Raw genomic sequence first — 20,931 nt, 5'->3', positions numbered from 1 at the left:
TAGCAACCTGATGTGCCGCTCGTCGTATCGCTATGCCGCTTCTTGAAAAATTCGTTTCCGGCGGCTGCTTACCTAAGCCGATACGGAAAAATGCCTTTCGAGGGAGCCTGGCATCGAGCCTGCACGTGGGATTAGCTAACGGTCAGACAGGACGAAGGTCGTCCGTCAGATACTGATCCCATGGAGGACAAGGCGACCAAGTCTCCACAAGCTTATCGATAAAGAGACGGATTTTCGGAGAGAGGTGACGTTTGCTCGGATAGATCACCCGAATAGGCTCCGCCGCCTCTGCGTAATTCGCCAGCAGTTGGACAAGCTTGCCGTTGCGTAAATCGTCGTTAACCACGTACGAAGGCAGGGTCGCAATACCCAAGCCAGCGACAGCTGACTGGTGCAGTGACTCAGCACTGTCCATCTGCAGCCTTCCACCATGGGTGACGGACAGAGAGCGATCATTGACTCGAAAATTCCAGGGAAGCAGTCTTCCACCGCTCACAAAATGCAAACACTGGTGCTCTGAAAGGTCGTCGGGCCTTTGGGGCTGTGGATGCTCAGCCAGATACTTTGGTGAAGCACAGGTGATCATTTGTTGGTAGGCCACTGTACGTGTGAGTAACCGAGAGTCCTCCTTGGGCGGCCCGATACGCATGGCCAGATCAAATCCTTCATCGATCAGGTCGACCAACCTGTCCGAAAAAGTGATATCCACGCTCAACGAGGGCCAATCTTTCAGGCAGCATTCGATGTGCTGGAGAACATGGAGCCTGCCCAATGCAACCGGCAGGCTCATCCGCAGCCGTCCACTGGGTGTCGAGCGACGAAACGCCAAGGCGTCCTCCACATCGTCCAGATCCTGGAGAACACCCACACACCGCTCATAAAGAACCTGGCCGTCGTCCGTCATGCTCAAGCTACGAGTAGTGCGATTGAGCAGGCGTACTTGCAAACGAGCCTCAAGCCTAACTATCGACTTCCCCACCGCCGAACGAGTGAGCCCCAGCTGCTTCGCCGCCGCAGTGAAGCTGCCAGCATTTACGGAGCTTACAAAGGCGGCAATGTCGTTCAGGTTATGGAGTTCCATGGAGACCTCTGAGCGTCAACGTTCGGGCGGCTTAGCGCCTGTTATGGGGAACCCTATTCCCCAATACTAAGCATAGTATCTCAATTAGCTAATCCACTCCCAGCGATCAATTGAGGTCATTATGAACACTAAAGTACAAGCAGCCGTCCAAACCTGGGCCAACAGCCTGAGCGATCTAGTACCCGTTCTTAAGGGAATCGATACCACTACGAAAATGAGCGACATCCGCGACTCTTACGCAAAAATGCTCGCGCAAAATCCTGCGCCTGCTGGCGTCAAATTCGAAGCAGTCGACATGGGTGGCGTACCGGGCACACTGGTTACCCCTGATGAGATCAAAACCGACGCAGTCATCATGTACATCCACGGTGGTGCGTACATTGTTGGCCGTCCAGACGGCTACCGCGGCATCGGCGGCAACTACGCAAAAATGCTCGGCGCTCGTGTGTACATGCCGGACTACCGCCTTGCCCCTGAGCACAAGTTCCCAGCCTCTATTGACGACACACTGCGCGCCTACGAGTGGCTGCTTGAGCAGAAGATCCCAGCTAACAAGATCGCGTTGTCTGGCGAGTCAGCCGGTGGCGCGATGGTTGTCAGCGTGATGGTGGCTGCGAAATCGAAAGGGCTTCCACTGCCTGCGGTTGGCTCCTCCATCTCGCCTTGGGCGAACCTTGAACACACCGGGGCTTCCATGAGCAATCGGGAAGGTCTGGATCCGCTGAACTCCAAGCCTGTCCTGGATATCCTCGCTAGAGCGTTCCTGGGAGATACGCTGGCCAATCATCCTCTGGCTTCTCCTGTGTTTGCAGACGTCACCGGTCTCCCACCCATTTTGGTGCAGATCGGGGAGAACGAGTTGATGTTGAGCGATGCGATGCGACTTGCAACTCACCTCGCGGATAACCGCGTTCGCGTCAGCCTGGAGGTATGGCCCGCGATGTTCCACGCCTGGCACTTCTACGCCACCATGCTGCCGGAAGGTCAGCAGGCAATGGAAAGCTCCGTGCGCTTCATTGAGGATGGCCTGGCCGACGCTAGTCGCTGAAACGCACACCCAGCGCGACGGCTTTCTCGCTGTCGCGTCTCTGTTCACGCTCTAAAGAATCTGCTTCCGCTGTCCAAACCTTTGAACATGCGCCCGCCCACTCAGAGATACCTTCACCAGACGCCCCTTCCGTAAAATCATGTCCACGGAACTCAGAGGATGCACTGGTGATGAAAAATCAAACGCGAAGAGGCAAGCAAGCGAGACATCCTGCAACACCCACCCTTTGCTTTTACCCCGCAAACCCGCCACCCTGCGCGCCGCCGATCAGACCCTGCTGACGGCAAGGAACCACGGCCGCCACTGGCCCCTCTTCTTTAAACACCTTTGCAAGGCCCACCGTCATGACGAACGGACGCGACCATCGCATCGACTTCTTTCGGGGTCTGGCGCTGATTTTCATTTTTTGGGATCACGTGCCGGCCAACCCGTTCGCGCAACTGACGCTGCGCAATTTTGGTTTCAGCGACGCCGCCGAGGTGTTCGTGTTTCTCGCCGGCTACGCCGCAGTCCTCGCTTACGGCCGGGTGGCGCAGCGTGACGGTTATGTCGTGGCGTGCCTGCGTATCCTGCGGCGCACATGGGTGTTGTACGTCGCGCACATCTTTTTGCTGACGCTGCTGATGGGCATCGTTTTCGTCGCCAACAACCACGTCGAAACCCGCGACATGGTGCGGGAGATGGGGCTGGAGTATTTCGTCGGCAACCCGCAGCAGGCGCTGGCCGATGAATTGTTGCTGAGGTTCAAGCCCAACCTCACCGACCCGCTGCCGCTGTACATTCTGCTGATGGGCGCTCTTCCGATCATTCTGCCGATCATGCTGCGCAACGCGGCGCTGGCGATCGGCCTGTCGATTGCGCTGTACATGATGGTGCCGCTGCTCGGCTGGAACCTGCCCGCCTACGAAGGTGGCGGTTACTGGTATTTCAACCCGGTCGCCTGGCAGTTGATCTTCGTGCTCGGCGGGGCCTTTGCCTTGCACACCCAACGCGAGCTGACCGCAAAACCCAGCGCTCGCCCGCTTTGGCAACAGCCGCTGTTTCTTGTAGCGGCGACCTACCTGGTGATGGCCGGCGTCATCACCGTGCTGTGGAAATTTCCCGACGTGCATGACGCGCTTCTGCCTTCAGCGTTGACCCAACTGATCTATCCGATCAGCAAGACCGACCTGTCGCCGGTGCGCTTGCTGCATTTCCTTGCGCTGGTTTATGTCGTCGCAAAGGTACTGCCGACGTCGGTAACCTGGCTCGACAACTGGCCTGTCCAGCAGACCTGCCGGATGGGTCGCTATTCGCTGGAGATCTTCTGCCTGGGCGTGCTACTCGCCCCGCTCGCCGACATGGCGAACGCGCTGGCGGACGATGTCTGGCAAATGCGCGTGATCACCGCGCTGCTAGGCCTGGGGTTGATGCTGCTGTTGTCGAACTGGCTGGAGTTGAACAAGCGGTTGGGAAGCCCGAAGGCGACGCGGGTGGTGAAGGTTTGATGGGGACATCACCGCCGTTTTAAGGACCGGCATCTCATCACGCTTCAAACCGTTCAAAGCCCCCAAACTTTTCGGTCGGCGGGTCCATCATGATGGGGGACTCAGGTTGCACATCGGAAAAGTCTTACGCCCCAGCGCACAAAATCCCCTCCGCGCCCACCAGCGTCTACGCTTGTACCAAGTGCGATGTGCAGGCTGGACCGGGCTTACGATATGGGCGCTTTTTGGCATTCCGATACGAAGAAGGCTGCGGTCAAGGCTGACAGTCAGGGGAACGGATCAGTGCCAGGCCATGCTCGCCCACGACGTTACGTGTGGCGTTTTTTGCTGGCGGCGGTGCTGGTCGCAGCGGTGATTCTGGGATTTGTGGTCTCGACCGAAGTGCGCAGCTCGCGTTTGCAGGCCCAGGAATTCAGTCAACTGGCCCAAGGCCTGAGCTACACCGTCGAGGCCGGCCCCAGTGATGCTATTGTGTACCCTGGTGACGGGCCCTTTGACAAACGTCTGGGCTATTCTGCCCTCGACGAATTCCTGCCGCGCTTGCTCAAGCGTGACTACCTGATCAGCGCACAGGCGCGTTTCTCTCCCGATCTAATGTCCTACGCCAAGCGCGGTTTCTTCGTGCCGTATCAGGAGAAGATTCAATCCGGCCTGACCATTTCTGACTGTCGCGCCGAGCCTCTCTATCAATACACCTACCCGCAGCAGCTGTACCCGACCTTCGCCGCCATCCCGCCCGTGCTGGTCAACAGCCTGCTGTTCATCGAGAACCGCGACCTGCTGGATGAACAGCGCCCGCTGGCCAATCCGGCAGTGGACTGGCCAAGGTTCTTCAAGGCGGCGCTTTCTCAGGTGGGAAAAATGGTGGGGTTGCCGGGGCAGTCGGCCGGTGGCAGCACACTGGCGACTCAATTGGAGAAGTACCGGCACTCGCCGGACGGCCTGACGCTGTCGGGCAGCGAGAAGATTCGTCAGATGGTGTCCGCCAGCGTTCGCGCCTATCAGCCGGGCCAGCAGACCCTCGAGGCGCGGCAGCGGGTGGTGCGCGATTACCTCAACAGCGTGCCGCTGTCAGCGGTCCCCGGTCATGGCGAAGTCCACGGCATGGCCGAAGGTTTGCGGGTCTGGTACGGCGCGGACTTCGACCGGACCAATCAGCTTCTGATCGCAAAGACGCAGGACGAAAACACCCTCGCGGCGCAGGGATTGGCGCTGCGTGAAGTCCTGTCGTTGGTGATTGCTCAGCGCAGGCCCTCACACTTCCTGGCGAAGGGGCGCAAGGAACTCGCGGATCTGACTGACAGCCATCTGCGCGTGCTCGCACAGAACAATGTCATCGATCAACCGCTGGCCGACGCCGCACTGGCGGCCAGCGTGACGTATCGCGACTGGGTGCAGCAGCCGACGGTGCAGCCGATTGAGAGCAACAAAGGCATCACCGTCGCCCGCACGCGGCTGTCGAATATGCTCAATCGTTCGCTGTACGACCTCGATCGTCTGGATCTGTCAGCCACCAGCACGCTGCAAAATGACCTGCAGGTCAGCGTCGGTCAGTACCTGCGGGACCTCGCCAAACCCGAATTTGCCGGTCAGATGGGCTTGATCGGCGAGCACCTGCTCACTCCGGCGAGCACCCAGGCGGTGCGTTACAGCTTCACCCTGTTCGAGCGCGATCCTGATGGCTCGCGAGTGCGTGTGCAGACCGACAGCACGGATCAGCCGTTCGATATTAACGAGGGCAGCAAGCTGGAGCTGGGCTCGACGGCGAAAATGCGCGTGCTGACAACCTACTTGCAGATCATTGCCGAGCTGCACGACAAGTACGCCGATCAGCCCACTGGCGCCTTGAAGAAAGCCCCCGTTGAAGAGTCAGACAGTCTCAGCCGCTGGGCTATGGATTACCTGATTCAGAACACCGATCGTGACCTCTCGAAGATGCTCGCTGCCGCGCTCGATCGTCAGTATTCGGCCAGCCCCGGCGAAAGCTTTTTCACCGGCGGAGGCCTGCATCATTTCAACAATTTTCGCCGAGAGGATAACGCCCGAAACCCGACCCTTCGCGAAGCTCTGCGGGAGTCGATCAACTTGCCGTTCATTCGCCTGATGCGCGATCTGGTGCGCTACACCACTTATCAGGGGCCCAACAACAGCGCGGTGTTGCTCAAGGACGACAGCGACCCGAGGCGTCAGGAATACCTGGCCGAGTTCGCTGACCGCGAGGGCAAGTCATTTCTGTTGCGCTTCTGGAAGCGTTACAAAAACAAATCCACCCAGGACCGGCTCGACACCTTTCTCGATGGGGTGCATCCCGCGGCGAGCCGACTGGCCGCCGTGCACCGCTACCTGCTGCCGGATGCCACGCAAAGCGCTTTCAATGCATTCGTCCGGGCGCACATGGCCGGGGAAAAAAGCAAAACGGCGCTGACCGAGAAGCGTCTGGATGAACTCTATTTCGCCTACGGCCCCGGCAAGTTCGATCTGCCGGATCAGGGCTACGTTGCCCGCGTTCACCCGCTGGATCTGTGGCTGGTGGGGTATCTGCTGCAGAACCCGGACGCCAAGTTCAAGGATGCCGTCGCGGCCAGCCGTTTCGAGCGGCAGGAAGTCTACAGCTGGCTGTTCAAGAGCCGGCACAAGAGTGCTCGCGACAGCCGCATTCGCACGATGCTGGAGATCGAAGCGTTTCTCGACATCCATCAGCGCTGGCAACGGCTGGGGTACCCGTTCGATCATCTGGTGCCGTCGCTGGCGACTGCGATTGGCAGTTCCGGTGACCGACCCGCCGCGCTCGCCGAACTCATCGGCATCATTCAAAACGATGGCATTCGCCTGCCGGTGTTGCGCATCGACAGCCTGCATTTCGCGGCGCAGACCCCTTACGAAACACAACTGGTGAACAACCCCGAGCTGGGAAAACGCGTGCTGCCATCAGAAGTCGCTGCGGCCATGCGCGAGGCGCTTTCCCAGGTGGTGGACGCCGGCACGGCGCGGCGCGTGTCAGGTAGCTTCAAAACTCAAGCTGGCAGCGGGCTGGCCATGGGCGGTAAGACCGGCACCGGCGACAACCGCATCGAAAGCGTCGGCGCAGGCGGGCGAATCCTGGCGTCCAAAGCGATCAATCGCACCGCGACCTTCGTGTTTTTCATCGGCGACAACCATTACGGCACCCTGACGGCGTACGTCCCGGGACGCGCTGCCGAGAGCTTCAAATTCACCTCCGCCCTTCCGGTGCAAGTGCTCAAAGGCATGGCGCCGATTCTTAATCCCTACCTGGAACCGGGCACTTTCACACAGTGCAAGGCGCCCGTCCCGACGCAGGTGGCAACGCGTCTGTAGCCGGTTTTCATTGAAGTCATCGAGTGCATCACCCAGAAACCGGACAACAACCGTTCGTCTTAACGCGTCTTGTGGAGACAATAAGATATATCTTAAGGTATATCTAACTTGTACCAAGAGATGAAAAAAATGAAAGACCACTCACACGATCACCCCCACCATCACCGCCCTCACTTCGGCGAGCACGGTGACGGCCGCGATGGTTTTGAGAAACGTACCGGCCGTGAACGCGGCGGCCGCGGCCCGCGAGTATTTGCGCCGGGCGACCTGAAACTGCTGCTGTTGGCGCTGATCGCCGATCAGCCCTGCCACGGGTATGACCTGATTCGCCAGATCGAAGCGCTGTTCGACGGCGCCTACAGCCCGAGCCCTGGCGTGATTTATCCGACACTGACCTTTTTGGAAGAAAGCGAGTTGATCGAGGGCGATGCCGATGGTGGCAAGAAACGCTACCGCATCACCGACGCCGGTCAGCAGTTCCTGACTGAACAGGCCGTCGCGCTGGATGGCGTGAAAATGCGCATTGACGTCAGCAAGCGCTCGCTGCGCGGCCACGATCGTCCGCCGGAAATTCACGAGGCCGTGCACAACCTGCGTCATGCCTTGCAGATGCACCACGGCCGCTGGAACCCTGAGGAAATCCTGCGGGTTCGCGACCTGCTGAACGACACCGCGAAAGCCATCGTCGACGGCCAACAAACTGCTTCGGAGACATCGGAATGAATGCACCACAGGGGATTCACCGCGTCAGCCACGAGATCAAACGTCGCAAGCTGGCAGTGTTGAGGGTGACCGACATCACCCCGCGCATGCGCCGCATCACCTTGCACGGGCCGGAGTTGGCAGGGTTCATCAGTCTGGGCACGGACGACCACGTCAAACTGTTGTTCGCCACCACGCCCGAAGAGCAGGCAGCGCTGGACAGCGAGGCGCCGTTGCAAAACGCTGAAAGCCCACGTCCGGCGATGCGCGATTACACCCCGCGGCGCTACGACCCGCAGACCGGCGAGCTGGACATCGACTTCGTGCTGCATGGCGACGGTCCAGCGGCGACCTGGGCGGCCCAGGCTGAGGTCGGACAAACGCTGAATATCGCCGGGCCCCGGGGTTCGATGATCGTGCCGGACATGTTCGACAGCTACCTGCTGATCGGCGACGAGACCGCCCTCCCCGCCATCGGTCGTCGGCTGGATGCATTGCCAGTCGGTCGGCGTGCGCTGGTGGTGGTCGAAATCGATGACGCAGCGGAGCGCCAGGCGCTGACCAGCGAGGCGCAGATCGAGGTCATCTGGGTGGTGCGTGGCGAGCAGGATCTGCTTGATGTAACGCGCCAATTGACCCTGCCCCCAGGCAGCCTGTATGCCTGGGTAGCGACCGAATCGTCCCTGTCACGCAAGGTGCGGCGCGTGCTGCTGGATGACTTCAAGCTGGACGAAGCGACTGTAAAAGCTGCCGGATACTGGCGCGCGGACGGTTCGGACGAGGAGTGAGGTGTACGAGATCCTCGGGATGATTGAGTACTGCCAGCGCCCCAGATTCGGGGCGCGTCATCCATACAGGTTACGACTGCCCTCTACGGCCCAAAACCTTGTCTATCCCATAAACGACTGACCCAATGACCACAAAACCTGCCAGCACGCCCAGCGCATTGGTCAGCGCCTTGGCCACTCCCAACGTGCCGATATCGAGAAATGGATAGAGGTAGTCGCCGAAGGCATTTCCGCGCAGCAGCAAATAGCCGAAGTACACGACGGGATACAGCATCCACATCAGCACATGCCGAGGTTTCAACAGGCCTTTGGGGACGAAGAACAACCAGTAGGCCAGGAACAGCAACGGCATGATGTCGTGCAGCAATTCATCGGCGATCCACTGCCAGCCTTGGGGTGTCCACAGATGGCGCAGCAGCAGGTTGTAGGCAAGGCTCACCAGAACAATGCTGGTGGTGATCCCCGCGCAGACCACGGGGGAACGGAAAAACCGATACCCCGCTGAATGCCGGTCGATGACCGCACAGCTCAGCGCCACTGCCACCAGCGTGTTTGTCACCACGGTGAAGAAGCTGCAAAACCGCACCAGCCCGCCGAGAAGACTGGCGTGGTCGATCCATCGCCCCCAGAGAATCAGATAGAGCTGCACCGCAAGCCCGAACCAGCCGAGCATGGCGGCCGTGATGACAAAGCGGCGCCCGCCTGGGGACAGCTGCAACGTGGGGCTGGGCATTCGGATCAGTCCTTGGCAATCGGCGATTCAGGTCAAGTCAAGGCCGCTTGGTGCGCGCCAGCTTGATGTACAGCCCTTCAACCTTCTCCCGCGCCCAAGGCGTTTTGCGCAAAAACGTCAGGCTGGACTTGATGCTCGGGTCGCTCTTGAAGCAGCGAATGTCGATCCGTTCGGCCAGGCCCGACCACTCGTAATGCTCGACCAGCGCGATGAGGATCTGCTCCAGCGTCACGCCGTGCAGCGGATTAGTGTTGGGTGTGGTCATGGCGGGCCTATGGACGCTGAGGGGACGGGCTGGTTGGAAGAGGTTTCGCGAGCTGCGCACCTTAACGGACGCCGTAGTCAGTGTGAAGACTGCAAGCAGCCGACGAGGGCGACCGATTTCAAAATGATTGCTTTTTTATTGTTATGTTATAACACTAACATATCGCACATTTTGAATCGTTGTCCAAGGAAACGTCGCATGTCCCGTCCCTCACAAATCCGTCCGTGGCGCCTGACGCCGCTTGCTGCCGCATTGCTGATCACCTCACCTGCGTACGCCATCGAGGTGGAGCCGCAAGTCATCACTGCCAACCCGCTGGGGAGCGATCAACTTGCCTCGCCAAGCACTGTACTGACCGGCGATGCGCTGACCCTGCAACAGAAAGGCAGCCTGGGCGAGACGTTGAACAAACAGCCCGGCGTCTCATCCTCCTATTTCGGACCGGGCGCGAGCAGGCCGATCATTCGGGGACTGGACGGCGATCGCATCCGGCTTCTGCGAAACGGAGTCGGCGCGCTGGATGCCTCCTCGTTGTCTTACGATCACGCGGTGCCGCTGGATCCGGTCAACGTCGACCGCATTGAAATCGTGCGCGGCCCTGCAGCGCTGCTTTACGGGGGCAGCGCCATCGGCGGCGTGGTCAACACGTTCGACAACCGCATCCCCACCGAAGCCATCGAGGGCATCCAGGGCGCGGGTGAGTTGCGTTATGGCGGGGCCGACACAACCCGCAGCAGCGCGGGCAAGCTGGAAGCGGGCAATGGCACCTTTGCGTTGCACCTGGACGCCAACGCGCGGGAGTTCAACGACCTGAAGATCCCGGGCTATGCCCGCACCGCCGATGAGCGCGCGCGGGATCCGCAAGACAGCGACAGAAAACACCGCCTCGGCAACAGCGATGGGAGACAGGACGGAGGCGCGGTCGGAGGCTCCTACACCTGGGACGACGGTTACGCCGGGCTTTCCTACAGCAATTACGACGCCAATTACGGATCGCCCGCCGAGCAAGGCGTGCGCATCCGCATGAAGCAGGACCACTACGCATTTGCCTCCGAGATCCGCAATCTCTCCGGCCCGTTCAGCTCGGTCAAACTCGACGCCGGTTATACCGATTACAAGCACATGGAGATCGAAGACGGCGAAGTCGGCACCACGTTCAAGAACAAGGGCTACGAAGCCCGCGTCGAGGCCCGGCATCAGCCCATCGGCCCGGTTGAAGGCATCGTCGGCGCCCAAGTGACGCGCAGCGAGTTTTCAGCCCTTGGCGAAGAGGCCTTCGTCCCGCAGACCGATACTGACGCCGGTGCCTTGTTCATTCTGGAAGAGCTGCAGGCCACTGACCGCCTGAAGCTCAGCCTGGGTGGCCGCATTGAACACACCACCGTAGACCCGGACGGCGGGGGCAACGAGCGATTCACCAACGCCAACAGCTCAAGCAGCTTTACTGCAGGGAGCGTTTCGTCCGGTGCCGTATACACGCTGACGCCGATCTGGTCGCTGGCGGCGACCCTTGGCTACACCGAGCGGGCGCCGACGTTCTATGAGCTCTATGCCAATGGCGCTCACGTCGCCACCGGCACGTACGAAGTCGGGGATGCCGACCTGTCCAAAGAGAAAGCCGTTTCCAGCGATCTGGCGCTGCGCTTCGACAACGGTATCCATGTAGGAAGTGTCGGCGTGTTTTACAGCCACTTCTCCAACTACATCGGACTGCTGGGCAGCGGCCGGACCTTGAACGATGAAGGCGCTGAGGACCCTGAAGGCATCCCCGAATACACCTACTCAGGCGTGCGCGCACGGTTTGCCGGTTTCGAGGCCAAGGATCACTGGAAGCTCGGCGAAACCCGGTATGGCAATTTCGCCCTGGAGCTGTCCGGCGATTACACCCGTGCCAAAAACCTGGATACCGGAGAAGCCCTGCCGCGCATCGCCCCTTTGCGGCTCAACAGCGGATTGTTGTGGGAACTGGACAAGTGGCAAGCGAGGATCGACCTCGAACACGCTGCTTCGCAACGGCGGGTGCCGGATAACGAAACCGGCACCGACGGGTACACCACGCTGGGCGCCAGTGCCGGCTACACGTTCAAGGTGGGTGGCAGTCAGTGGCTGGCGTTCGTCAGCGGCGAGAACCTCACCAATCAGACCGTGCGTTACGCCAGCTCCATTCTGCGCGACATCGCCCCGGCTGAAGGCCGTAGTGTCGAGGTCGGGCTCCGGACGACATTTTAGAGCGGCCACCTGAACGGTGACGCCGCAACTTGAGCGGCCCCAACGGGCCCCTCACTGGGTAGGACCGGCTTCAGCCGGGAAAGCGCCAGCCGCCATGCCGTAAATCTACGGTTTTCGAACCGGCCTCTTCCCGGCTAAAGCCGGTCCCACAATTAGATCGCATGCATTCAGCCACTCTTGCTGGCACGACGCAGGGTCTTAGTGGGACCGGCTTCAGCCGGGAAAGCGTCATCCGCCACGCCGTACATCTACGGTGTTTGAACCCGTCTCTTCCCGGCTAAAGCCAGTCCTACATTTGGGTCGCGCGAGCCGCCAAGCCGCAGAATCCTACAATCTGGAGACCCCGTCTAAACGCCCATCCACGCTCCCTCTGTAAGGGTCGGCGGGACCTCAACCTGCTCTCTTACAAAGCAGACACCCGGGCCAGACGATGGACAGCGCTACCCGGACTCCCCGCCACTGTTACGCCGATCGCAACGATCCATGTCGCAATTTTGACTTTTTAAAAAATCGTTAGCGTCCTATCATCGCCGCCCTAAACGCTGAAACGGTTAATTCGTCCTTTGTTAAGACCTTGCAACGCGCCTCCAAAGTGTTGCGAGCGGCATCGCCTTTTGCTCTCGAATAACTCAAAAAGACCTTACGCCTTATGCCCAGTCATCTGAAACGCCCGTTCTGCACCCCGACCTGCCAATCGTCCCGAGCCCTTCGTCATGCCGGCACGCTAAGCCTGGCGGCACTGGGCTTCGCGACCTGCGCCCACGCCGCGCCGGCGTTCGACAGCACGTCGCCGTGGATGCTGGGTGACTGGGGCGGCAAGCGCAGCGAGCTTTCCGAACAAGGCTACGACTTCAAGCTCGACTCAGTCGTCGAAGTGGGCTCCAACCTGCACGGCGGTTACAACCATGACAAGGCCACCCGTTACAGCGACCAGGTCGCCCTTGGCGCGCACATGGACCTGCAGAAGATCCTCGGCTGGCACGACGCGGAATTTCAGCTGACCCTGACCAATCGCAACGGTGACAACATCAGCAATGACCGCGTGGGCGACCCGCGCACCGGCACCATTTCGTCGTCCCAGGAAGTCTGGGGCCGGGGCAACGTCACGCGCCTGACCGACCTCTGGTATCAGCAGAAATTTCTCGACCAGAAACTCAGCGTGAAGGTCGGCCGGTTCAACGAAGGCGAAGACTTCAACACCTTCCCGTGCGACTTCCAGAACCTGGCGCTGTGCGGTTCGCAGGTCGGCAACTGGGGCGGCGGCATCTGGTACAACTGGCCGATCAGCCAGTGGGCGATGCGCGTCAAATACCAGCTGAACCCCGAACTGTTCGTGCAGGTCGGTGCGTTCGAGCAGAACCCGTCGAACCTGGAAAACGATAACGCCTTCAAACTCAGCGGCAGCGGCACAAAGGGCGCGGTATTGCCGGTCGAAGTCGTCTGGTCGCCGAAGGTCAACGGCCTGCCGGGCGAATACCGCGCCGGTTACTACTACAGCACCGCCGACAGCAGCGACGTCTACAAAGACAGCAACGGTCGATACGCCGCCCAGAGCGGCGATGACTACGCCTCGTCGTCCAGCAAACACGGCATGTGGCTGACCCTGCGTCAGCAAGTTACCAGCGAGTCGAGCGACGACAGCCGCGGCCTGAGCCTGTTCGCGAACGGCACGCTGCACGACAAGAAAACCAACATGATCGACAACTTTGTTGCCCTGGGCGCGACGTACAAAGGCCCGTTCGACGCGCGGCCCGAGGATGACATCGGCGTCGGCATCAGCCGCATCCACGTCAACCCGGCGTACCGCAAGAACATCAACCTGCGTAATCAGGCCGCAGGCGTCTCGGATTACAACGACCCGGCGTTCCTGCCCGTGCAAGACACCGAATACAACGCCGAAATCTACTACGGCGTGCACGTCGCCAACTGGCTGACCGTGCGCCCGAACCTGCAATTCATCCGTCATCCGGGCGGCGTGAATCAGGTCGATGACGCGCTGGTCGCGGGGCTGAAAATCCAGTCCTCGTTCTGATCAGCTCCGCTCGTCCGTCTGTCTCCAGGCATCGGCATTGAAGGCATGGCTTAACCGCCAAGCCTTCACGCCAACACGCGTTAACCATCACATCGTTACGGAGTACAACACTTATGAGCACTGAGGGTGCTTTCGGTAAGGGTCGCCTGCTTCCGAGCTTGCTCGGGCTGGTGATTCTGATAATGGGTCTGGCCTTGCTGGTCGGCGGCATCAAACTGCTGACGCTGGGCGGGTCGCTTTACTACCTGCTGGCCGGCATCGGCTTCGCCATCACCGGCGTCCTGCTGATGATGGGTCGCAGCGCGGCATTCGGCCTGTACGCACTGGTGTTGTTCGCCAGTACCGTCTGGGCGCTGTGGGAGGTGGGCCTGGATTGGTGGCAACTGGTGCCGCGTCTGGCACTCTGGTTTGCCCTGGGTATCGTGATGCTGCTGCCATGGTTTCGTCGTCCGGTACTTCGTGGCCAGGTCGGCGATGCCGGTACTCGCGCACTGGGCGCCGCCGTGATTGTGGCGGGCATCGCCGCGCTGGCCAGCCAGTTCACCCACCCGGGCGAAATCAAAGGCGAGCTGGACCGCGAAACCGCCGGTACCACCAGTGCTGCGCCGGCCATGCCGGATGGCGACTGGCAGTCCTACGGTCGTACCGCTTTCGGCGATCGCTATTCGCCGCTGTCGCAGATCACCCCGGACAACGTCAGCAAGCTGGTGCCAGCGTGGACCTATCGCACGGGCGACATTCCGGGTCCGAAGGATCCGGGTGAAACCACGGCCGAAAACACCCCGCTGAAAGTCAACGGCATGCTCTACGTCTGCACGCCGCACAGCCAGGTCATTGCACTGGACCCGGACACCGGCAAGGAAATCTGGCGCTTTGATCCGAAGATCAGCAGCGGCAAAGCAGCCAACTTCAAGGGTTGGGCGCACATGACCTGCCGTGGCGTGTCGTATCACGATGACGCCGCCTATGCTGCCACTGCTCCGTCCGATGCTGCGGCGCCTGCGCAAAGCCCGGCCACTCCGGCCGCTGCCACTGCCGCCAATAGCTGCCCGCGTCGCATCTTCCTGCCGACTGCCGACACCCGTCTGATCGCACTGAACGCCGACACCGGCAAAATGTGTGAAGACTTCGGCACCAACGGCTCCATCGACCTGAGCGCCAACATCGGCACATACGCACCGGGCGGTTACTACTCGACGTCGCCACCGGCAGTGACCAAAGACCTCGTGGTTATTGGCGGTCACGTCACCGACAACGTTTCCACCGACGAGCCGTCGGGCGTGATCCGTGCCTTCGACGTGCACACCGGCCGTCTGGTCTGGAACTGGGACAGCGGCAACCCGGACGACACCACGCCGATCGCCGAGGGCAAGACCTACACCCGCAACTCGCCCAACATGTGGTCGATGTTCAGCGTCGACGAGAAGCTGGGCATGCTCTACTTGCCAATGGGCAATCAGATGCCTGACCAGTGGGGCGGTAACCGCACCGAGGCCTCGGAGAAATTCAGCGCCGGTCTGGTCGCGCTGGACATCGCCACCGGTCACGTGAAATGGCATTTCCAGTTCACTCACCATGACCTGTGGGACATGGACGTCGGCGGTCAGCCAACGCTGATGGACATGAAAACCGCTGACGGCGTGAAGCCTGCTGTTCTGGCTTCGACCAAGCAGGGCAGCATCTACGTGCTGGACCGCAGCAACGGTCAGCCCATCGTGCCGATCAACGAAATCCCTGTACCTCAGGGCGCGGTCGCCGGTGATCACACCTCGCCTACCCAGCCGAAGTCCGACCTGAACTTCATGCCGCCGCCGCTGAAAGAGCGCGACATGTGGGGCGTGACGCCGTTTGATCAGATGCTCTGCCGCATCGACTTCAAATCCCTGCGTTATGAAGGCCCGTTCACCCCGCCATCGCTGCAAGGTTCGCTGGTTTATCCAGGCAACTTCGGCGTGTTCGACTGGGGCGGCATTTCGGTTGACCCTGTGCGTCAGATTGCTTTCGTGAACCCGAGCTACATGGCGTTCCGTTCCAAACTGGTGCCGGCGGCTGAAGTCGCAGGCGGCCCGGGTCGCAAGAGCGAAACCGAAGGCGTGCAGCCGAACAAGGGCGCACCTTACGGTGTGATCCTCGAAGCACTGCTGTCGCCAATGGGTCTGCCTTGCCAGGCGCCAGCATGGGGTTACGTGGCGGCGGTCGATCTGACCAACCACCAGACCATCTGGAAGCACAAAAACGGCACCGTGCGTGACAGCTCGCCGGTTCCGATCCCGTTGACCATGGGCGTTCCAAGCCTGGGCGGCACGTTCATCACCGCCAGCGGTGTGTCGTTCCTCAGCGCAACGCTCGACCAATACCTGCGCGCCTACGACGTTCGTAACGGCAAGCAGCTGTGGGAAGGCCGCCTGCCAGCAGGCGCCCAGACCACGCCGATGACCTACACCGGCAAGGACGGCAAGCAATACGTGCTGGTCGTTGCAGGCGGTCATGGTTCGCTGGGCACCAAACAGGGCGATTACGTGATCGCCTACAAACTGCCGGACTGATCCGCGTCACTGATTAGCGTCGTGCAGTAACAGAAAAGGCGGTCCCGAAAGGTGACCGCCTTTTTTTCTGCGCACTGAAAAGTGGTTTAGCGTGAAGGCGACTCGAGAGACGCGCTAAAGGACTCGCTAAAGGGGACTGATTTATTCACAACGCTTCACCGTAAATTAATCTGTCCCCTTTGACTCACCTCCCTACTTCTCGATTACCTCCCCACGCTGGGGCGCCAGCCGGGCAATGAAGCGGTTCTGCGTCGTGACCGGAATGTGCTGCTCGTTCATCGCATCAATGAGGTTCTCGACCAGCGCATTGAAATCGCTGCGGCTGAGGTTCATGCCCTTGTGCACTTCTTCCAGGGAGTCACCTGTATACGTGCACGGCCCGCCTGCCTCGACGCAGAACCGCTCCACCAGTTTGTCGCGCACCCGGACGATGTCGACCTTGGCGAAGTATTTATAGATGCGGTCATCCTTCGCGATGTGCAGCAGCATGCCTTCGACGATTTTCTGAATCCCGGCGCGCTGGCCCAGGTCCTGATAAAGGCTGTCGTCCCTGGCAGGCTGTTGGGCGCAACCCACCAGCAGCGACAGACTGAGCCCGACGATCAGCCACAACGACCGCCCCATCAGAAACTCCCCTGCACGGAAAGGTAGGTGCCGTTCTGGTTGTCCAGCGTGGCGATTTCACCGAGCCGGGCGTAGGCCAGCACCACGGAAACATGCTTGTTGGGGAACCAGCCGACGAAGAAATCCGCCCAGTCGCTTTCTCCGGTGAATGAGAGGTTATCGGGCTTCTCGCGGTAGTCCATGCCCACCGCCCAGTGCGGGTTGAACAAGATGGCTGCGCCGCCCTCTTTCAGCACGCTGCGGGTATCCCGTCGGTCGCCGCCGAAGCCCATCAATCCGGTTTCATTGGCACGGCTGTAACGCAGACCAGCGTTGACCACCACGTTGTAGCCAAAGGCCGCGCCCATGAACAGACGGCTCGCCGTGACGTAGCCCTCGACATCCGAATCCCGCTTGGCGCCCACGAGGCTGGGGATGAGGAAATCGTTCTGGTGTTTGTATTCCAGCCCCGCCGAGACCTGTGGCAACTGATCGTAAATCAGGTCGCCAAACAGGCGAACCTTCACGCCAAAAATGTCCTGGGTGAGGTTGTCTTCCGGAAGATTGAGCTTGCTGACCAGGGAGCCCAGATCGAAGCGCTGGTGGGCGTAGGAAATCTCGACGCGATTACCATAGGACGCCGCAGCGCCGACCACATCCAGGGTGTAGTCCGGCAAGTCGACGTGGGTGGCGAACGCGTTGCCGCCCCACTCGCCCTGCTCGTCATACCCGGCCAGCATGGCCCAGGGAATGATCCCGCCGCCTGCGCCGCCTTCGATGCTGCTGGCGCCACCCGTGGCAATCAGTCGCCCCTGTTCGGCCTCAGCGGCTGGCGCCAGCCACGTCGCGCAGGCTCCAACCACGCTCGCCAGGACCACGGGGTTCAAATACGTCGAAAGGCCTCGTGCCATAGATCGTTGTTCCATCAATGCACCGTCATGCGTGGGGGGAGCTGGGACTGCGCGATCCAGGCTTCGAATGCGATCGCACTCAGCGGCCGGCTGATCAGGTAACCCTGCGCGGTGTCGCACTGCCAGCGCTCCAGCAAGCGCAGGCTATGGTCGTATTCGACCCCCTCGGCAACCACCTTCAGACCGAGGTTGTGGCTCATCTCGATGGTCGAGCGCACGATCACGGCGTCTTCACTGGTTTCATCCAGATCGCGCACGAAGGACTGATCGATCTTCAGTTCCTGCACCGGTAGCCGCTTAAGGTGCGCCAGCGAGGAATAACCGGTACCGAAATCATCCACCGACAGGCTGATGCCGAATTCGCGCAGGCGATTGAGCACTTTCAGCGATTGCTCGGGCTCGCGCATGATCGCGCTTTCGGTGATCTCGAAAATCAGCTGTTCGGCCGGCACGCGGTACAGCTTGAGCAGCGCAGATACGCGGTCAGCCAGATTGCGGTCCAACAGGTCGTCCGCCGAGATATTCACCGAGACCTGCAGAATCAGACCGCGCTGGGCCCATTCGGCCAATTGGCGCAGCGCTTCTTCGATCACCCAGTTGGTGAGAATCTGAATGCTGCCGGTGCGTTCTGCGAGCACGATGAACTCAGCCGGCGATACCGAGCCGAATTGCGGGTGCTGCCAGCGCAGCAAGGCTTCAGCCTGGGTGACCCGGCCGTTGCGAATGTCCAGTTTGGGCTGGTAATGCAGTGAAAGTTCGCCGTTGCGCGCCGCCAGACGCAGGTCGCGGATCAGGCTAATCTGGCGCAAGTGAGCCACATCCCGACCGTCCACATAGACCTGCAGACGTCCCGGCAACTGCGCCGCATCCTGCCGGGCGATGGACGCACGTCTGAGCAGCTCGGTTGCCGAATCGCCGTTGGCCGGATAGGCCGCGATGCCGATGCAGGCATCCATCGCGATGTCCTGCTCGCCGATGCGCTGCGGCTTGATCAGCAAACCCTGCAGCCGGTCAGCCACCGCGACGGCGCTGTCGGTTTCAGCGTTTTGCACCAGCAACAGAAATTCGTTATCGGAGAGCCGCGCCACCGTATCGCCGGGACGCAGCGGCAATTGCAGCTGCGCGCTGATGATTCGCAGCAGTTGCTCAATGCCTTCGAGCCCGACGTTGGCGCTGATCGCGCGGAAGTTATCGATGCCCAGATAAAGCAGGGCCACTGGCCGCTGAGCAACGACCGCACTGCCCAGGCGCTCCATGACCAGCGCGCGATTGGGCAGACCGGTGAGCGGATCATGCAGGGCGTTGTGCGCCAGTTGCAGCTCACGCTCGGCGATCCCGCTCTGCATCGAATTGATGGCGCTGGCGAGCAGGCCCAGTTCGTCCCTGCGATCGAGCACCACGGGCGTAGCGTAATCACCTTCGCCGATACGCCGCGCCGCCTGGGCCAGGGCACTCACCGGTCGCGACAGGCTGCGCGCCAGCAACAACGCGCCCACCAGCGAACCGGCCAGGGCGACGACGGTGATCCAGAACAGCGTCTTGTCCAGCGGCGCGAACGCCTGCATGGCCTGATCCAGGGGGCTTTGCAGCAGGGCCACGACCTCGCCGTCGCTGCCGCTGATGCTCCCCAGTCGCAGGGTTTTGCTCAGAAAACTCTGGCTCTGATGCTCGGTCATCTGCATCTCGTCGCTGGGCGGATTCATCATCACGCTGCGCAGGCTGTCAAACAACGGCGCAGGCTGGGTGCTGATCATCTGACCCGGCTGCTTTTGCACGATCGACAGAAACGACACCTGCAAACCGCTCAACGAGCGCAGTTCCTGAGCCAGATCACCGTCCATGCTGAAACCCATCACCACGCGGGCGATCGGCAGCGGTGCGAGCACGGTGCTGTCCACCAGCAAGTGAGGCTGGCCTTGCAACGGCACGATCAGCATCGACTGATTCTTGCCCTTGAGCTCACGCAACGCCTGGATGTACGGAAACGGCGAGCCTTCGGGGATCTGCGCGACGGTGCTGGCCATCACCGTGCCGTCCATGCCCAGCAGAAACATGTCATTGGCGTTGATTCGGGCGCCGTGGTTGAGCAACACCGAACGAATGGTCGCCGAGTCCGTTGATGCCACGGCATCCCGGAAGCCGAAATCGGTGGACAGTAATTGCACAGCGTCGCGCAGCCGCTTGCCGCGCATTTCCAGCAAGCCTTCAAACACCCGGGTGCCGACCTCGAGCTGCGCTTGCGCCTGTTTGCGCACGGCGTCCTGGGTCGCGGCTTTCACCGCGATAAACACCGCAAAGACGACGATCAGCAGCAGCATGATCAACACGCCGGCAATTCGCGCCTGAAAGCTGATGCGCAGCCTCATTCGTAAGCCGCTTTATGGAAGGCATCGCCGAACGCGCTGGACGGCGGTGCGTCGGGGGTGGCATCACCACTGGGCTGCACAGCGATGCTGAACTGCTGTTTGAGGCCGCCGGCCGGAATGTCGATGTCGCCACCGGACACCGGCAACATGTCGGGGGCTTCCGGATGCCAGAGGGTGACGGCGTAGCGACCGGCGGGTACTTGATCCAGGCTCAGGGAGCCTTTGTCGTTGCTTACGCCGAACCAGCCGTCGTCGGTGACGTACACATACCCGAGCATATTGTCGTGCACGTTGCAGCCGAGCACGACCACGCCCGACTTGTCGAACAGCACAGGGTCCGACGGCGTACCGCCATACAGCCGCAGCTCGAAGCGTTTAGGCGTCGAGAATGAATACACCTGATGGCGAATGTGATCGCTATTGGGAAAACTGATCTCTGTGCCGGTGCGCACCGCCAGCACGTGGGGGGCAAATTGCACATCACGCTGGTCCATGTCGGCTTTCAGCGACACGGCAGGGGGCGCAGTGGCGCCGCGCAGGGTGAGCACCGCGTCGCGAAGCGGCGTGCCCTGGGCATCGACGACCTCGGCGGTCAGGCCGGCCGCATGGGCGAAGGTGCCATACAGAGCGGTTACAACCAGCAACAATGAAATAAAGACATGGCGCATGACAGGTGTTCCAGACAGCGAGGCCCGCAAAAAGAGCCTACTTGGCGATGAATTCCAGCGTAGCCCACGGATCGGAGGTCGGCGATATCAGGCGAACTTCCGGCAAAGCACATGGCCACCACCTATTGGAGGTCAC

Annotated in this window: 15 protein-coding genes; 8 read left to right on the top strand and 7 right to left on the bottom strand. The window is 60.8% G+C overall.

Going from position 1 to position 20,931, the window contains the following annotated elements; genetic code table 11:
- Positions 1-142: 142 nt before the first annotated feature.
- Positions 143-1,081, bottom strand: coding sequence for a LysR family transcriptional regulator (locus tag AC3ISG_RS05480; RefSeq protein ID WP_122536085.1), 939 nt, complete (start codon positions 1,079-1,081; stop codon positions 143-145).
- Positions 1,082-1,202: 121 nt separating this feature from the next.
- Here AC3ISG_RS05480 and AC3ISG_RS05475 point away from each other — a divergent pair, with 121 nt between their 5' ends.
- From AC3ISG_RS05475 to AC3ISG_RS05455, 5 genes are all read left to right on the top strand, one after another.
- The gene (locus AC3ISG_RS05475; RefSeq protein WP_489298687.1) at positions 1,203-2,129 is read left to right on the top strand and encodes an alpha/beta hydrolase; all 927 of its coding nucleotides are present in this window, start codon (positions 1,203-1,205) and stop codon (positions 2,127-2,129) included.
- Positions 2,130-2,473: 344 nt separating this feature from the next.
- Entirely contained in the window at positions 2,474-3,616 is a 1,143-nt protein-coding gene (locus AC3ISG_RS05470) for an OpgC domain-containing protein (protein ID WP_489298686.1), read from the top strand.
- A gap of 213 nt (positions 3,617-3,829) precedes the next feature.
- Positions 3,830-6,952 (top strand): transglycosylase domain-containing protein, encoded by a 3,123-nt coding sequence (locus AC3ISG_RS05465; protein ID WP_489298685.1) that lies wholly within the window; start codon positions 3,830-3,832, stop codon positions 6,950-6,952.
- A gap of 129 nt (positions 6,953-7,081) precedes the next feature.
- Positions 7,082-7,675 carry a PadR family transcriptional regulator gene (locus tag AC3ISG_RS05460; RefSeq protein ID WP_122622360.1) on the top strand — a complete coding sequence of 198 codons (594 nt, stop codon included), beginning with the start codon at positions 7,082-7,084 and terminating at the stop codon, positions 7,673-7,675.
- The gene (locus AC3ISG_RS05455; protein ID WP_489298684.1) at positions 7,672-8,442 is read left to right on the top strand and encodes a siderophore-interacting protein; all 771 of its coding nucleotides are present in this window, start codon (positions 7,672-7,674) and stop codon (positions 8,440-8,442) included. Before AC3ISG_RS05460 ends, AC3ISG_RS05455 begins: the two co-directional genes overlap by 4 nt.
- Positions 8,443-8,512: 70 nt before the next feature.
- Here the strand turns inward: AC3ISG_RS05455 and AC3ISG_RS05450 are convergent, their stop codons facing one another.
- Both AC3ISG_RS05450 and AC3ISG_RS05445 read right to left on the bottom strand, forming a co-directional pair.
- Entirely contained in the window at positions 8,513-9,175 is a 663-nt protein-coding gene (locus AC3ISG_RS05450; RefSeq protein ID WP_489298683.1) for a Pr6Pr family membrane protein, read from the bottom strand.
- Between the two features lie 37 nt (positions 9,176-9,212).
- On the bottom strand, positions 9,213-9,440 hold the full coding sequence (locus tag AC3ISG_RS05445) for a VF530 family protein (RefSeq protein ID WP_122622363.1): 228 nt from the start codon (positions 9,438-9,440) through the stop codon (positions 9,213-9,215).
- A 198-nt stretch (positions 9,441-9,638) separates the two neighbouring features.
- Here AC3ISG_RS05445 and AC3ISG_RS05440 point away from each other — a divergent pair, with 198 nt between their 5' ends.
- The 3 genes from AC3ISG_RS05440 (at position 9,639) to AC3ISG_RS05430 (ending at position 16,247) form a co-directional block, all read left to right on the top strand.
- The gene (locus AC3ISG_RS05440) at positions 9,639-11,669 is read left to right on the top strand and encodes a TonB-dependent receptor (RefSeq protein ID WP_489298682.1); all 2,031 of its coding nucleotides are present in this window, start codon (positions 9,639-9,641) and stop codon (positions 11,667-11,669) included.
- Positions 11,670-12,318: 649 nt separating this feature from the next.
- Positions 12,319-13,701 (top strand): carbohydrate porin, encoded by a 1,383-nt coding sequence (locus AC3ISG_RS05435; RefSeq protein WP_489298681.1) that lies wholly within the window; start codon positions 12,319-12,321, stop codon positions 13,699-13,701.
- Between the two features lie 113 nt (positions 13,702-13,814).
- Positions 13,815-16,247 carry a glucose/quinate/shikimate family membrane-bound PQQ-dependent dehydrogenase gene (locus AC3ISG_RS05430; RefSeq protein WP_489298680.1) on the top strand — a complete coding sequence of 811 codons (2,433 nt, stop codon included), beginning with the start codon at positions 13,815-13,817 and terminating at the stop codon, positions 16,245-16,247.
- 192 nt (positions 16,248-16,439) lie between these two features.
- Here the strand turns inward: AC3ISG_RS05430 and AC3ISG_RS05425 are convergent, their stop codons facing one another.
- Genes AC3ISG_RS05425 through AC3ISG_RS05410 form a run of 4 tightly spaced genes read right to left on the bottom strand, consistent with a single transcriptional unit; the run spans position 16,440 to position 20,795 of the window.
- On the bottom strand, positions 16,440-16,871 hold the full coding sequence (locus tag AC3ISG_RS05425; RefSeq protein WP_427684805.1) for a group I truncated hemoglobin: 432 nt from the start codon (positions 16,869-16,871) through the stop codon (positions 16,440-16,442).
- Positions 16,871-17,761, bottom strand: a complete 891-nt coding sequence (locus AC3ISG_RS05420; protein ID WP_489298679.1) for a DUF3034 family protein — start codon at positions 17,759-17,761, stop codon at positions 16,871-16,873. Before AC3ISG_RS05420 ends, AC3ISG_RS05425 begins: the two co-directional genes overlap by 1 nt.
- 14 nt (positions 17,762-17,775) lie before the next feature.
- A complete protein-coding gene (locus AC3ISG_RS05415) occupies positions 17,776-20,127 on the bottom strand; it encodes a bifunctional diguanylate cyclase/phosphodiesterase (RefSeq protein WP_122536073.1) in 2,352 nt (783 codons plus the stop codon).
- Positions 20,124-20,795 carry a methylamine utilization protein gene (locus tag AC3ISG_RS05410; RefSeq protein ID WP_489298678.1) on the bottom strand — a complete coding sequence of 224 codons (672 nt, stop codon included), beginning with the start codon at positions 20,793-20,795 and terminating at the stop codon, positions 20,124-20,126. The genes AC3ISG_RS05415 and AC3ISG_RS05410 overlap by 4 nt, the downstream gene beginning before the upstream one ends.
- Positions 20,796-20,931: the final 136 nt, after the last annotated feature.

The sequence above is a fragment of the Pseudomonas sp. GL_135 genome (assembly GCF_057834665.1).
The sequence above is the reverse complement of the archived record's forward strand: the minus strand, read 5'-3'. Positions and strand labels throughout refer to the sequence as shown.

Bases quoted from the DNA above. Each gene is read 5' to 3' on its own strand.
- AC3ISG_RS05480 (WP_122536085.1), bottom strand. From the start codon at position 1,081: ATGGAACTCCATAACCTGAACGACATTGCCGCCTTTGTAAGCTCCGTA.
- AC3ISG_RS05475 (WP_489298687.1), top strand. From the start codon at position 1,203: ATGAACACTAAAGTACAAGCAGCCGTCCAAACCTGGGCCAACAGCCTG.
- AC3ISG_RS05470 (WP_489298686.1), top strand. From the start codon at position 2,474: ATGACGAACGGACGCGACCATCGCATCGACTTCTTTCGGGGTCTGGCG.
- AC3ISG_RS05465 (WP_489298685.1), top strand. From the start codon at position 3,830: ATGGGCGCTTTTTGGCATTCCGATACGAAGAAGGCTGCGGTCAAGGCT.
- AC3ISG_RS05460 (WP_122622360.1), top strand. From the start codon at position 7,082: ATGAAAGACCACTCACACGATCACCCCCACCATCACCGCCCTCACTTC.
- AC3ISG_RS05455 (WP_489298684.1), top strand. From the start codon at position 7,672: ATGAATGCACCACAGGGGATTCACCGCGTCAGCCACGAGATCAAACGT.
- AC3ISG_RS05450 (WP_489298683.1), bottom strand. From the start codon at position 9,175: ATGCCCAGCCCCACGTTGCAGCTGTCCCCAGGCGGGCGCCGCTTTGTC.
- AC3ISG_RS05445 (WP_122622363.1), bottom strand. From the start codon at position 9,440: ATGACCACACCCAACACTAATCCGCTGCACGGCGTGACGCTGGAGCAG.
- AC3ISG_RS05440 (WP_489298682.1), top strand. From the start codon at position 9,639: ATGTCCCGTCCCTCACAAATCCGTCCGTGGCGCCTGACGCCGCTTGCT.
- AC3ISG_RS05435 (WP_489298681.1), top strand. From the start codon at position 12,319: ATGCCCAGTCATCTGAAACGCCCGTTCTGCACCCCGACCTGCCAATCG.
- AC3ISG_RS05430 (WP_489298680.1), top strand. From the start codon at position 13,815: ATGAGCACTGAGGGTGCTTTCGGTAAGGGTCGCCTGCTTCCGAGCTTG.
- AC3ISG_RS05425 (WP_427684805.1), bottom strand. From the start codon at position 16,871: ATGGGGCGGTCGTTGTGGCTGATCGTCGGGCTCAGTCTGTCGCTGCTG.
- AC3ISG_RS05420 (WP_489298679.1), bottom strand. From the start codon at position 17,761: ATGGCACGAGGCCTTTCGACGTATTTGAACCCCGTGGTCCTGGCGAGC.
- AC3ISG_RS05415 (WP_122536073.1), bottom strand. From the start codon at position 20,127: ATGAGGCTGCGCATCAGCTTTCAGGCGCGAATTGCCGGCGTGTTGATC.
- AC3ISG_RS05410 (WP_489298678.1), bottom strand. From the start codon at position 20,795: ATGCGCCATGTCTTTATTTCATTGTTGCTGGTTGTAACCGCTCTGTAT.